13 protein-coding genes are annotated in these 13,329 nt (G+C 72.9%); 4 read left to right on the top strand and 9 right to left on the bottom strand.

What is annotated here, in order from left to right; translation table 11 throughout:
• Positions 1-32: 32 nt before the first annotated feature.
• Positions 33-1,169: an acyl-CoA dehydrogenase family protein gene (locus ELR47_RS04375; RefSeq protein ID WP_205745437.1), complete on the bottom strand. Its 1,137-nt coding sequence runs from the start codon at positions 1,167-1,169 to the stop codon at positions 33-35.
• A 154-nt stretch (positions 1,170-1,323) separates the two neighbouring features.
• Between ELR47_RS04375 and ELR47_RS04370 the strand changes: the two genes are divergently transcribed.
• The gene (locus ELR47_RS04370; protein ID WP_130648784.1) at positions 1,324-2,646 is read left to right on the top strand and encodes a ferredoxin reductase family protein; all 1,323 of its coding nucleotides are present in this window, start codon (positions 1,324-1,326) and stop codon (positions 2,644-2,646) included.
• 233 nt (positions 2,647-2,879) lie between these two features.
• The gene (locus ELR47_RS04365) at positions 2,880-3,653 is read left to right on the top strand and encodes a hypothetical protein (RefSeq protein ID WP_130648783.1); all 774 of its coding nucleotides are present in this window, start codon (positions 2,880-2,882) and stop codon (positions 3,651-3,653) included.
• A 57-nt stretch (positions 3,654-3,710) separates the two neighbouring features.
• Here ELR47_RS04365 and ELR47_RS04360 read toward each other — a convergent pair whose 3' ends face one another.
• Entirely contained in the window at positions 3,711-4,502 is a 792-nt protein-coding gene (locus tag ELR47_RS04360) for a hypothetical protein (protein ID WP_130648782.1), read from the bottom strand.
• Positions 4,503-4,637: 135 nt separating this feature from the next.
• Here ELR47_RS04360 and ELR47_RS04355 point away from each other — a divergent pair, with 135 nt between their 5' ends.
• Both ELR47_RS04355 and ELR47_RS04350 read left to right on the top strand, forming a co-directional pair.
• Positions 4,638-6,371, top strand: a complete 1,734-nt coding sequence (locus ELR47_RS04355; protein ID WP_130648781.1) for a GspE/PulE family protein — start codon at positions 4,638-4,640, stop codon at positions 6,369-6,371.
• 120 nt (positions 6,372-6,491) lie between these two features.
• Positions 6,492-7,607 (top strand): Mrp/NBP35 family ATP-binding protein, encoded by a 1,116-nt coding sequence (locus tag ELR47_RS04350; protein ID WP_205745436.1) that lies wholly within the window; start codon positions 6,492-6,494, stop codon positions 7,605-7,607.
• 3 nt (positions 7,608-7,610) lie between these two features.
• Here the strand turns inward: ELR47_RS04350 and ELR47_RS04345 are convergent, their stop codons facing one another.
• From ELR47_RS04345 to ELR47_RS04315, 7 genes are all read right to left on the bottom strand, one after another.
• Positions 7,611-8,174 carry a phosphatase PAP2 family protein gene (locus ELR47_RS04345; RefSeq protein ID WP_165403839.1) on the bottom strand — a complete coding sequence of 188 codons (564 nt, stop codon included), beginning with the start codon at positions 8,172-8,174 and terminating at the stop codon, positions 7,611-7,613.
• Positions 8,175-8,236: 62 nt separating this feature from the next.
• On the bottom strand, positions 8,237-8,578 hold the full coding sequence (locus tag ELR47_RS18585; protein ID WP_188584439.1) for a Sec-independent protein translocase subunit TatA/TatB: 342 nt from the start codon (positions 8,576-8,578) through the stop codon (positions 8,237-8,239).
• A 78-nt stretch (positions 8,579-8,656) separates the two neighbouring features.
• Complete coding sequence (locus ELR47_RS04335) at positions 8,657-10,075, bottom strand: S1C family serine protease (RefSeq protein ID WP_130648778.1); 1,419 nt, start codon at positions 10,073-10,075, stop codon at positions 8,657-8,659.
• Positions 10,072-11,199: a hypothetical protein gene (locus ELR47_RS04330; protein WP_130648777.1), complete on the bottom strand. Its 1,128-nt coding sequence runs from the start codon at positions 11,197-11,199 to the stop codon at positions 10,072-10,074. Before ELR47_RS04330 ends, ELR47_RS04335 begins: the two co-directional genes overlap by 4 nt.
• Entirely contained in the window at positions 11,196-11,606 is a 411-nt protein-coding gene (locus ELR47_RS04325) for an anti-sigma factor family protein (protein WP_130648776.1), read from the bottom strand. The genes ELR47_RS04330 and ELR47_RS04325 overlap by 4 nt, the downstream gene beginning before the upstream one ends.
• Positions 11,599-12,234: a sigma-70 family RNA polymerase sigma factor gene (locus ELR47_RS04320; RefSeq protein WP_165403838.1), complete on the bottom strand. Its 636-nt coding sequence runs from the start codon at positions 12,232-12,234 to the stop codon at positions 11,599-11,601. The genes ELR47_RS04325 and ELR47_RS04320 overlap by 8 nt, the downstream gene beginning before the upstream one ends.
• 138 nt (positions 12,235-12,372) lie before the next feature.
• Positions 12,373-13,209 (bottom strand): hypothetical protein, encoded by an 837-nt coding sequence (locus tag ELR47_RS04315; protein ID WP_130648774.1) that lies wholly within the window; start codon positions 13,207-13,209, stop codon positions 12,373-12,375.
• Between the last annotated feature and the right edge of the window lie 120 nt (positions 13,210-13,329).

Genomic DNA, 13,329 nt, shown 5'->3' with positions numbered 1-13,329 from the left:
CTGCTCGACTGGCCGGGCTCGCAGGGCGCGGCTCAGAACGCATTGTGCCCGGTGAGCATGCGACCGATGATCAGGTGCTGCACCTGACTGGTGCCCTCGTAGAGGGTCGTGACGCGGGCGTCGCGCAGCATGCGCTGGACCGGGTACTCGTCGATGTAGCCGTAGCCACCGTGGACCTGTACGGCCCGGTCGGCACAGCGCACCGAGGCCTCGGTGCAGAACAGCTTGGCGGTGGAGATCTCGAGCGTCGCGCGTTCCCCCGTCTGCAGCTTGGCGACCACCTGGTCGAGCAGGCCACGACAGGCCTGGACGTCGACGTGCATCGCCGCCAGCAGCTCCTGCACCAGCTGCTTGGAGGCGATGGGGCTGCCGAACTGCTCGCGCTCCTCGGCGTAGCGCAGGCTGACCTCCAGGGCCTCGCGCGCGAGCCCGGCGGCTCCCGAGGCCAGGGAGAAGCGACCGTCGTCGAGGGCGGAGAGCGCCACCTTCATCCCGCCGCCGACCTCGCCGAGCACGGCGTCGTCGCCGACGCGGACGCGTTCGAGGAAGATCTCGGCCGTGTCGCCGGCGCGCAGTCCGAGCTTGCCGTGGATGGCACGCCCGCCGTAGCCGGGGGTGTCCTGCGGGACCAGGAAGCAGGTGATGCCGCGGTCCTCGCCGTCGACGACCGCACGGGCGAAGATCTTGGTGACCGCCCCGCGACTGCCGTTGGTGATGAAGATCTTCGCGCCGTCGATCACCCAGCCGTCGCCGTCGCGGACGGCCCGGGTGGTCATCTGCGAGGGGTTGGAGCCGGCGCCCGGTTCGGTCAGCCCGAACGCGCCCAGTTCGCCGACGCACAGCCCCGGCAGCCAGCGCTGCTTCTGCTCCTCGGTGCCCCACCGGACGATGGACTTGCCGACCAGGCCGACGTTGACCGAGACCAGCGAGCGGATCGAGGAGTCCGCGGCGCCCAGCTCCTCGATGACCACGCGGTAGCCGGCGGGGTCGAGGCCGACGCCGCCGTACTCCTCGGGGATGGCTGCCCCGAGGATCCCGAGCTCCGCGAGACCGGGGAGCAGCTCGGCCGGATAGGACTCCTCGCGGTCGCGCTGACGGGCGTGGGGGCGGATCTCCGCGTCACAGAAGTCCCGCACGGTCTGGCGCAGCGCGTCCAGTTCGGTGCTCACGGCCCGTCCTCCCACGTCGCCGGGTGGGGCGGCTGCCGTCCGTCCCCGGAGCCGGACGCTAGCGAAGCGCCCCGGCCCGGACGAAGGTCGGCCGTCGCGGACGGCACCCGGCCGCGACCACCGGTTGCATGGCCCGTGCAGACGAAGGGGTGACGTGCCGCAGTTCCTGCGAGGATTCCTCTGGATCCAGCTCTACGTGCTGGTGTCGGTGGTGCCGTTGGCGTTCGCGTTGCTCGGCGAGACGCCGCCGGGCCGCGACTTCGTCACCGAGCTGTCGGTGGCGCTCGGCTTCGTCGGCCTGGCGATGTTGGGGTTGCAGTTCGCGATCACGGCCCGCTTCGGTTCGGTGGCCGCCCCCTTCGGCATGGACGTGGTCATCCGCTTCCACCGGCTGATCTCGCTGGTGGCGTTCGCCTTCGTCCTCGCCCACCCGATCCTGCTGTTCGTCACCGATCCGGCGACGTTGGAGCTGCTGCGTTTCTGGGACGCGCCGTGGCGGGCCCGCTTCGGCCTGGCCTCCGTGGTGCTGCTCGTCGCGCTCGTGGTCACCAGCGTCTACCGCACCCGCCTGGGGCTGAGCTACGAGGTCTGGAAGGTCGCCCACGGCGTCCTGGCCGTCGCCATCGTCGCCACGGCGCTGCTGCACGTGCAGTTGGTCGGCTACTACGTCGCCACGGTCTGGAAGCAGGTGCTGTGGGTGCTGATGTCGGCCGCGCTGGTCGGTGTGCTCGGCTGGGTGCGCATCGTCAAGCCGGTGCTGCAGCTGCGTCAGCCGTGGGAGGTCGTGTCGGTCGAGCCCGAACGCGGCGACGCGTGGACGGTGACGTTGCGCCCGGTGGGTCACGACGGGCTGCGCGCCCTGCCGGGTCAGTACGCCTGGCTGATCGTGGACGGCACGCCGTTCTCGGCCGAGGAGCACCCCTACTCGCTGTCCGGCTCGACCGAGCGCGAGGACGGCCACGTGTCGTTCACCATCAAGGCGTTGGGCGACTGGAGTGCCCAGGCCGGGGACATCGAACCGGGCACGCGCGCCTACGTCGACGGCCCCTACGGGGTGTTCTCCCCCGACCGCAACGAGGCGCCGGGGTTCCTGTTCGTCGCGGGCGGGGTGGGCATCACGCCGTTCCTCGGCATCCTCCAGACGATGGCCGACCGCGGCGACCGCCGGCCGATCACGCTCGTCCACGCCGGCCCGACGCTCGACGAACTGATCGGTCTGGAACACGTCGAGTCCCTGCGCGACCAGCTGGACCTCGAGCTCGTGCTGGTGCTCGAGGAGCCGCCCGATGGCTGGGAGGGGGAGACCGGGCTGCCGGACGCGGACCTGCTCGACCGGGTCGCGCCCGACCGGCAGCGGACCCGCTGGCAGTACTTCGTGTGCGGTCCCCCGCCGATGCTCGACGCGGTGGAGGAGGCGCTCGAGCAACACGGCGTGCCGATGGAACAGATCCAGATCGAGCGTTTCGACCTCGCCTGACAACCGCCCGCGACGGCAAGGACCAACCGTGCGTCACCGCGCGACCGACCGACTCGTGCTCGGCATCACCGTGCTGTTGCTGCTGGCCAGCGTGGCGTTCGCGGCCTTCCAGAGCTGACGGCGCGACGGACACCGTCCGAGCGGCCTGGCGCGGCTATGCTCCCGGGCGCCTCGCGTGGGAGCGCGGAAACCGCACCAGCGCCACTCGCGCCCGTTTCGCCGAGAGGGAGACCATGGCCCGGGTCCAGCTGATGTCCGCCATGGCGTTCGACATCGACAAGCACGAGTCGACCGGGGTGGCCGACCCGGTCATCCGGGTCCTGGGCGAGTTGCCGGGCACGGCCCAGCCGTTCGGCATCCACCGGGTCTACAAGGGCTCGCAGGGCACCTACGAGGAGGTCCTGGTCCTCGTCGATCCCGACGGCACCGTGATCTGGGAGTCCGCACCCCGCTACGTCGAGTTGCGTGGGGCGATGTTCGAGGACCTGTTCCGCCGGCGTGTCGAGGAGCGGATCCCGATCACCTCCGGGGCCGAGCATGTCCTGGTGTTCTACCTCGACGGGGAGATCGCCGGCCGGATCCCGGTGTTCATCGACGCACCGGAGTCGGTCACCAGTGCCGGCGTCCTGCTCGAGGCGGCCGAGACCGCCCTGAAGAAGGGCTCGATCTGCTGGATCCGGATCCCCCAGCCCGACGGCAGCACGCTCTCGCGCCCGGCGTGGTACGTGCAGCAGGGCGCGAAGCTGTTCGTGGTCAAGGGGGAGACCGAGCAGCGACTGCCCAACCTCGAGCACAACGACGTGGTGAGCGTGGTGGTCAAGTCCAAGGAGATCAAGGCGACCATCGGGGAGCTGACCTGCGACGTGCGGGTGATCGGTGACGAGGAGGAGTTCGAGCGGATCGCGGCCCTCGGACTCGGGACGCGACTGAACCTGCCCGACGGCAACGCCGCCCTCGAGCGGTGGAAGCAGCACTGCACGGTCGTGGAGCTGACCCCGCGGGGCTGAGCACCCGCGGCTGCCCGCTGCTCGTCGCACGTGGCCGGCTGCTCGTCGATCGCGAGGTCAGCGACGCCGTCTGCGCCGGCGGCGCCACCACCAGCCGACGACCCCGAGCAGCAGCACACCCGCCACCGCCAGTCCGGCGACCACCGGGGGTGCGAGCACCGCGGGCGCGTCCGCCCGGGCGGTGACCAGGCGCGGTTCCCCGACCGGCAGCTCCCAGTGCAGGGTGCGCGCGACACCGGTGAGACCGAGCCAGCTGCCGCCCGTGACCTGCTCGGCGTCGTGCTCGGCGACGGCACCCGGCAGGGTGACCACCAGCCGGGCCCGGACCGCGTCGTCCACGAGCGCCGCGAGCTCGTCACCGGACGGACCGAGCGGTTCCCCGTCCTGCCGCGCCCCCGCGGTGGCGGGCGGACGCAGCCCCGCGACGCCGTCGAGCGTCGTCGCCCCGACCGCGTCGACCGTCAGGTCGAGATCGATCAGCAGCGCGGGATCGCCGTCGGACAGGCCGCTGCTCAGCTCGCGCAACGCATCGGTGAGGGCCTGCGGGTCGACGGCCCGGGTCGCGAGCCGGACCCGCTCCCCGCCGTCGTCGGTGAGCGTGCGCTCGACCTGCCAGTCGTCCACCTCGACGGCGACGGCCGACAGCTCGGCGAACGGGTCGACGGCGAGCGCGTCCAGTTCGGCCACCGCGTCGGGATCCAGGTACAGCTCCAGCCCCGCCGTGCCCGATCCGTCACGTTGGACGACGAGCTGACCGGTGACGTCGATCCGACAGCCCGCGGCGACCAGCACGACCAGCAGCAGCGGCAGCAGCGAGCGCAGGACACGACGGGGACCGGGAGCGGGCACGAAGGGGCCTCGGAGGACGGGCGAACGCGGGCGAGCAGGCAGCGGGCGAGGGTAGTCAGCCGACGCACGGACGGACTTCAGCCGTTGCGGTGACGGCCGACCCGGGGGGCGACCACACCTCGACAGGAGCTGCCCGTGTCCACGGATCTGCCGGCATCCGTGCCGGACGCCGCTGCGGCACCCGGCTGGCGTCGCCTGCGCATCGGCGAGGTGCTGGTCGAGGCCGGCGCGCTGACCGCCGACCAGGTCGCCCATGCGCTCCACCGCAAGGAGCCGGACGAACGCCTCGGTGACACCGTCGTCCGGCTGGGCATGTGCACGGAGGCCGACGTCGCCGACGCCGTCGCCAGCCGGCTCAACCTGCCCCGGGTCGACGTGCTGGTGACCCGCCCGACCCGCGAGGCGCTCGACCAGGTCCCGGTGGAGCTCGCCGAGCAGTTCGGCCTGCTGCCGCTGTCGTTCGACGGGGGAACACTCGTCGTCGCAACGGCGGACCCGAACCTCGAACGGCTCGACGACCTGCGGATCCTCACCCGGGCCCGGCACGTCCAGCCGGTGATCGCCGCGACCTCGGCGCTGCGTCTGGCGCGCCGGCAGGCCTACCGTGCCGAGCTGTCGCTGTCCGACCAGGCGAACGCACCCGAGCGCGAGGAGGCCGACGGCAGTGCGTCGGAGTCCAGTCCGGTCGTGCAGTTCGTCGAGTCGCTGGTGAGCGAGGCCCTCGTCGCACGGGCCAGCGACCTGCACCTCGAGCCCGACGTCGACGGGCTGCGGGTCCGCATGCGCGTCGACGGGTTGCTGCGCGACGTGACCCGCGTGCCGGCGCAGATCCGCGGCCAGGTGCTCTCGCGCATCAAGATCATGGCGCAGCTCGACATCGCCGAACGTCGTCTGCCCCAGGACGGTCGCGCGCTGGTGCGGACCGGCGCCGGTGACGTCGACCTGCGTGTGGCGACGATGCCGACCATGCACGGCGAGAAGGGGGTGCTGCGGTTGCTCGCCCGTGGGACCGACCGGGTGACGATCGGGGAGCTCGGCATGCACGCCGACGTCCGCGGCGGGTTCGTCGAGGCCCTGGCACGACCGCAGGGACTGGTGCTGGTCACCGGGCCGACCGGGTCGGGCAAGACCACGACCCTGTACGCCGGGCTGGCGGCCATCACCGACGAGACCCGCAACATCGTCACGCTCGAGGACCCGATCGAGTACGAGCTGCCGGGGATCAACCAGACCCAGGTCAACCCCCGCATCGGTTTCACGTTCGCCCGGGGGCTGCGACACATCCTGCGCCAGGACCCCGACGTGGTGCTCGTCGGGGAGATCCGCGACCAGGAGACCGCCCAGCTGGCCGTGGAGGCGGCGACCACCGGCCACCTGGTGCTCGCCACGCTGCACACCAACGACGCGCCGAGCTCCGTCGCCCGCCTGATCGATCTCGGCGCCGACCGGTTCCTGGTGTGCTCCTCGTTGCTCCAGGTCCTCGGGCAGCGCCTGGCACGCAAGATCTGCACCGGGTGCCCGGTCGTCGACGAGCCGACCGACGAGGTGCTGCGGCGGCTCGGCATCCCGCGCGCCGCCCTGGAGACCGCCTCGCCCCGCCGGGGTGCCGGCTGTCCCGCCTGCGAGTACACCGGGGAGCTCGGGCGGGTGTCGGTGACCGAGCTGCTGCGGATGACCCCGGCGCTGCGCCACCTGCTGGCCGGCGACGTCACCGAACACCAGATCGCGGTCGTGGGCCGTCGAGAGGGCATGCGCCCGCTGCGTGAGGACGCGTTGACGCGTGCGTGGCGCGGTGAGATCACCTTCGCCGAGGTGCTGCGCACGACGCCGGAACCGACCGCGACCCGGGCGGACGCCCAGGTCGCCTGACCCTCGTCCACGCCCGGTCGAGCCGGGAAACGGGCGACGGTACGCTGACACGGCGGGCTGCGGGCTCCTGCTCGACAGGTTCCCGGCCGTCCCGCCCCGTACCCGACGAAGGTGTCCGTCGTGCCCACGAAGGAGCAGGTCCTCGAGGTCCTCGCGACCGTCGACGACCCGGAGATCGACAAGCCCATCACCGAACTCGGCATGGTCGAGGAGGTGGTCATCGAGGGCAGCCGCGTCGGGGTGAAGATCAAGCTGACGGTCCCGGGCTGTCCGCTCAAGGACCGCATCACCCGCGACGTCACCAACGCGGTGCGCCAGCTGCCCGGCGTCGACGACGTCCAGGTCGCCTTCGGGTCGATGAACGACGACGAACGCTCGCAGTTGTCGGCCAACCTGCGCGCGGAACGCGGCGCCGCCAACCCGCAGATGGACATCGCCTTCGCGTCGGCCGACTCGCCGACGAAGGTGATCGCGGTCGCCTCCGGCAAGGGTGGTGTCGGCAAGTCCTCGGTCACGGTGAACCTCGCCGTCGCGCTGGCGCAGCAGGGCCACAGCGTCGGCGTGCTCGACGCCGACATCTGGGGCTACTCGATCCCGCGCATGCTCGGGGTCTCCGGGAAGCCGGTCGCGTTCGAGGGCATGGTGATGCCCCTGCAGGCGCACGGCTGCAAGGTCATCTCCATCGGGTTCTTCACCGATCCCGACCGCTCGGTGATCTGGCGCGGGCCGATGCTGCACCGGGCGCTGCAGCAGTTCCTCGGCGACGTCCACTGGGGTGAGCTCGACTTCCTGCTGTGCGACCTGCCGCCCGGCACGGGTGACATCGCCATCTCGCTGGCCCAGATGCTGCCGAACGCCGACATGGTGGTCGTGACCACCCCGCAGCAGGCGGCCCAGAAGGTCGCCCTGCGGGCCGGGAAGGCCACCGAGCAGACCGGCATGAAGGTCGCCGGTGTCATCGAGAACATGGCGACGTTCACCTGCCCCGACTGCGGCTCGACCCACGACGTGTTCGGCTCCGGCGGCGGGCAGGAGCTTGCCGACGCGCTCGACACGGACCTGCTGGGACGCATCCCGATCGACCCGCGCCTGCGCGAGGGCGGCGACGCCGGCCTGCCGCTGGTGCTGTCCAACCCGGACGTGCCCGCGTCCATCGCGGTGAAGCAGGTCGCCGAGCAGATCGCCTCGCGCAAGCGCTCGATCATCGGGCGTTCGCTGCCGCTGAGCGTGTCCTGACCCTCAGCGCTCCCGGCGGCGGGCCCACCGCCGCCGGGTCGACCGGACGGCGGCGTCGCTGAGCACGCCGACGCCCCAGCCGGCGACGACGTCGGTGAAGTGGTGCACGCCGACGTAGCAGCGCGACACGGCCACCGCGGCAGAGCCGAGGTGCAGCCACCGTCGCCGCCCCCGGCCGACGTGGGGCACCAGGGCGGCCGCCATGGCGCTGGCGACGGCGACGTGCCCGCTCGGCCAGGACGAGCCGGCCGGGACGGCCACCAGCCGGTCGGCGCCCTCCACGACGTAGGGACGCTCCCGGCCGATCAGGGGCTTGGTCCCCTGCGCGCCCCCCCACGCCGCGAGGCCGGCCAACGCCACGTCGACGGCCGCGCGACGTCGGCCGGTCGCCGCCAGCACCGCCGCGCAGCCGGCCAGGCCGTACACCGACCCGAGGTCGGTCCCCGCGGCGACCAGCACGTCGATCCGCCGGCCGAGCGGATAGGCCAGCGCCTTGGCCGCACGCCGGTCGAGGGCCGCGGAGCGTCCTGAACGCACGGCGGCGTAGGACGCCACGACGGTTCCCACCGCGGCCGCCTGGGTCCGCCGACCGACCGGCGGGGTCGGCAGGGGTGCACGGCGCCGCATCCTCACGTCGCCTCCGGGTCGAAGGGTGGCGGATCGTCGTCGGCACGGGGCGTCGGGCCGGCGCCACCCCCACCCGGGCGCTGCCCGCTGCCCGCGAGCGCGTCCCCGAACGGCCGGGTGATCGCCCGACGGGTCTCGTCCAGTTCCCGGCTCACGCCGCGGATCTCCCGGTCGAGGTCCTCGAGATCGGCCGCCCGCTTGAACTCGGTCAGGCCACGTTGGGTCTCCGAGCGCAGCCGCGCGAGCAGCTTCGCCCCGTTGCGCGCCAGCTCCGGCAACTTGTCGGGCCCGAACACGAGCAGGGCGACGACGGCGATGACGAGCAGCTCCTGCGGACCCGGCACGGTGGAGGTCCCTCGTCGGCGTGGTCGGCGGAATCAGCGGAGATCGGCCCGCAGGCTAGCCGCCCCGACCCGGACGGGTCAGCGGGGACGTTCACCCAGGGTCACTGCGACGGTGAGCTCCTCGCCGTCGCGGATCAGGCCGAGGTCGATGGCCTCGCCGGGCTGACGACGCCGGACCTCGGCGACCAGTTCGGACATCGTCGCCAGCGGTTCACCGTCCACCTCGACGATGATGTCCCCCGGCCGGATCCCGGCCTCGGCGGCGCCGGTGTCGTCCTGCACGGCGTCGACCAGCGCACCGCGGGGCGCGGCGAGCCCGAACTCCTCGGCGGTCTCGGGTGACACGTCGATCCCGGAGATCCCCAGCAGCGGGTGGCGCACGAAGCCGTCCTGGATCAGCTGGTCGGCGGACACGACCGCCTGCTCGGCGGACACCGCGAAACCGACGCCCTGGCTCGCCCCGGTGCGGGTCAGGATGGCGGTGTTGATGCCCACGAGCCGTCCCCGTGCGTCGACCAGGGCCCCGCCGGAGTTGCCGGGGTTGATCGCGGCGTCGGTCTGGATGACCGACGGGATCACCAGCGCGGCGTTGTCCTGCTCGTCGACCCGGATCTCCCGATTGAGCGCCGAGATGATGCCGGAGGTGACCGAGGCGTCGAGGCCGAAGGGCGATCCGATCGCGACGACCTGTTCACCGACGATCAGCGGGTCGTCGACCGCGTCGCGCAGGTTGACCGCCGGCAGGTCGGTGCGATCGACGAGCAGGACCGCGAGGTCGTTGAGCTGGTCGCTGCCGATGATCTGCGCGTCGAGGACGTCACCGTTGGACAACCGCACGCGGACGTCCGAGGCACCCTCGACGACGTGGTGGTTGGTGAGGATGTAGCCGTCGGAGCGGTAGATGACCCCCGACCCGAGCGCCGGCGCGGCGTTGATCGTGGCACCACCGGGCGTGACGGGCACGTCGATGGTGACCACGGACGGGGTCACGGCCTGCGCCACGGCCGGGACGACCGCGCCGAAGTCCCCGTCCACCTCGATGGCCGGGGCCGAGACCGGACTGGGACCGGTGTCCCCGCCGGGGACGACCAACGCGAGCGTCGCCGCCGTGCCGATGGCGGCACCCAGCACACCACCCACCAGGGCACCGAGCAGTCCTCCCCGACTCCGCCGGGGCTCGGGGGCGTCCACCGTGCCCGTGGTGTCGGGCGGGCGCACCGACCCGACCGGGGATCCGGGACCGGCACTCGACTCGTCCCAGCCGGACGGCGGCGGCTGCGGGAAGCGGGCGATCGGTTCGGTGGCCGATGTCAGCGGCGGGGTCGTCCGCTGGTCCGAGCCGGCTCCCGCCCCGGAAACGACGGCGGACGACCCGGTCGCCTCGGCGGACCCCGGGATGACGTCCGTCGACGCACGGGCGGCGCCGGGGTCCCCGAAGGACACCGGGGTGTCCCCACTGCGCCAGGGGCGCCGCCATTCCTCGCGGTCGTAGCTCACGTCTCGCTCCGCTCGAGCGGCCACAGCCAGCTCGTCATCCGCCCCACGCCGCGGGCCAACCGGCGCAGCATGCTGGGTGGGGGGTCGTTGGGCAAACCGGCCACGACGGTCAACAGTTCGTCGACGGGGGCGTCCGTGATGGCCGTGAACGTCCGGTCGTTGCCCCGCCAGATCACCCGCCGGGGCTCGGAGCCGGGCAACCGCCAGACCGTCACGCCGTCGGGTCCGACCAGCATGGGCGCCTCCTCGACGGCCCGCGGGGACAGCCGCCCCTGCTGCTCGAACACCGAGAGGGTATAGAGCCCGTCGTCGTAGACCAGGTGCAGGGTGGGCACGCTGGCCTCGGGACGCTCGAAGCCGCCGACGAGCTCGTAGCCGTCGGGCAGGCGCGCCGGTGCCACGAAGCCCGCACGGCGCAACGCCACGAGATCGGCCGGCGCGAGCGCGTAGGCCTCGACGTCCAGTCCCTCCGGGTCCGGTGCCACCACCTGGGCGTCGACCACCTCGAGGTCGGTGTAGGCCACCACGCGGAGCGGTTCACCGTCGACCGTGAAGGTCTCGCGCCGCACGATCAGATCGGTGTCGAGGTCGAGGTACACCACCTCGCGGTCGCGCTCCCGTCCGTGCTCACGCAGCCGCACCACGCGCGCCGGTCCCGTGTCGAGCGTGACCGGTTCGTCCAGGACCTGCACGGTGTACTTGCCGGCGAGCCGGTCGAGGTCGATGGCCGAGCCGCGCTCCATCCCCCCCAACCGCAGCAGCGTCCCCGACGAGCGCAGGAACGCTTCCTCCCCGACCCGGCCGACCTCCCAGCCGTCGGCCTTGGCGACCGTCAGACCCCCGTCGACGCCGCGGGTCACCTGGACCTCGGTGAGCTGTGGGCCCTCGCGGCTGAACGAGGCGACCAGCAGCCGGCCGGTGTGCGGCACCTCCCTGGCTGCGGCGATCCCCCGCTCCAGCCAGGCCACGGCATCGCGGTCGCCGTCCCCGGTGGCCTGCGCCCCGATGGCCTGCGCCCCGATGGCCTGCGCCGCGGTGGCCGGTACCTCGGCAACGGCGGCGGCCGCCGGCGCGGACCCGAGCAGGACGCACACCAGGCCGCCTGCGGACAGCCGGACCCTCACGAGCCGTCGAGCCCGAACGGTGCCGGCAGCGGGCCGTCACCGGTGCGCGCGAGGTGGTCGATCAGGAACAGTTCGGCCGGGGGGACGACCTCGCCGGTGTCCTCCCCGACGAGATAGGCGAGACCGAACAACGCCATGGTCGCGGCGACCCCCGCCGAGGCGAGCCGCAGGCCGCGCGAGACCTGGTGCACGACACCCGGACGCTCGAGCTGGCCGACCGCGACCAGCGGGGCCGGCGTGGCGCCCCACCGCCGCAGCGCGTCGCGGGTACGCCGCAGCGCCTCGAGCTCGTGCAGACAGGTCGGGCAGTCGGCGAGGTGGCGCGTCACGGCCATCGCCCGGGACTCGTCCAGTTCGTCGTCGAGGAACGCCGAGATGCGGTCACCGCTGACGTGCTTCTCAGCCACGGTCGTCCTCCGCCGCCTCGGCCTCCGCCTCGAGTGCGCTGCGCAGGGCCTTGCGGCCCCGGTGGATGCGGCTGCGCACCGTGCCGATCGGCCAGTCGAGCGCGTCGGAGATCTCCTCGTAGCTCAGGCCCTGGACGTCACAGAGCACCACGGCGGTCCGGAACGAGGCCGGCAGGTCGTCGAGGGCCGTCTCGAGGTCGCTGCGCAACACGCCGGCCTCGAGCGTCTCGGCAGGGCCCGGTTCCGACTCGCTGGGCTGCTTCCACTCCTCGTCGGGCAGCGGCTCGAGCCGCACGCGCGTGTGGCGTCGGACCCGGTCCAGGAACAGGTTCTTCGTGATCCGGTACAGCCACCCCTCGAACGTGCCCGGCTGGTAGCGGTCGAGGTTGCGGTAGACGCGGACGAAGACGTCCTGCGCGAGGTCGCGTGCCTCGTCCCGGTCACCGGTGAGCCGGTACGCCATCGTGTAGACCATCTCGCCGTACTCCTCGGCGATCTGGTCCCAGTCGGGCACCGCCCCGACCAGTCGCGGGTAGTGCTCGAGGGTGCCCGGCGCGCTCGTCGGCGCGCCCCGACGAACGGTGTCGTCGCGCAGGTCGGGCGGCGAAGCGAAGGAACGCTGGGGCAAGGTGCTCCCGGACATCGACGGAGGTACCGGACGAGCCAGCGGCGAGGATAACCCCCGTCTGCCGCCGCTCGGGCCCGATGGGCCTGTCGGCGCACACGTTCCGGCCGCCGGCGCCGGTACGCCCGACGCGCGCCACGGTCAGAAGAAGCGCACCTTCGCCGCGAACTCGGCCGCGGGCGCGAGGATGACGGCCAGGTAGTACATGCCCGTCGACGCCTGGATGCTGCGCCCCCCCTCGCGGGCGAGCTTGAGGTTGAACCCGGCGATCAGGGCGATGAGCGCCAGCACACCGATCCCGAGGGTCAGCGTCATGGAGCCGATGCGCAGGATCGGCGAGAACGTCTGGGCGCAGGCCTGGAAGGCCGCACCGGTCAGGTCCTCGCAGGGAGCGGGATTGCGTCCCGACAGCAGCACGGAGACCAGCCCGGCGACGACGGCGGCGATGTTCGTCCAGGCCATCACGACCATGTAGCGGTTCGTCAGCCGGCGTTCGACCAGGTACCAGTGCCCGAGCACCATCCCGGCCCAGATCCCGCCGAGCAGCAGCGAGCCGAGCAGCAGCTCCGCGACGCCCTGCGGCAGGCCCCCGGCACCGTCGCGGGCGGCACGGATCGCGGCCAGGGGCACGAACGAGGCCAGCCCGGCGAGCGTCCCCGCGCCGCCGACGAGCCGGGCGAGGACCGCCGGGGCCGGCACGACCAGCAGCAGTGCCGCCAGACCGGACGCGATCGCGAGCACCAGCAGCAACGTCAGCGCGAGCTGACCGTCGGACGCCGACGCCGTCGACTCCAGCGTGCGCACCGGAGCCCGCAGCGACCCCCAGGCCCCCCAGGCCAGCAACGCGACCAGCGCGGCGCTGAGCACCTCGTAGCCATGGCGCACGGCGCCCCAGGTGGGGAAGAACCAGACCAGGGCGCTGCCGCCGACGGCGGTCATGGCCAGGACCAGCGCGAGGATCGCGGCAGGGGCCTCCACGGCGAGCACTCCTCCAGCAGCAGGGTGCCACGACCACACACGCGGGAGCGGGCGGCGGGCGCGAACAGGATGCGACCCGCCACGGGCCGCGGCGCGCAGCCTGCCAGCCGGGCCCCGGTC

It is taken from the genome of Egicoccus halophilus, assembly GCF_004300825.1.
Lineage (GTDB): Bacteria > Actinomycetota > Nitriliruptoria > Nitriliruptorales > Nitriliruptoraceae > Egicoccus > Egicoccus halophilus.
This window is presented reverse-complemented; position numbering and strand designations above follow the sequence as displayed.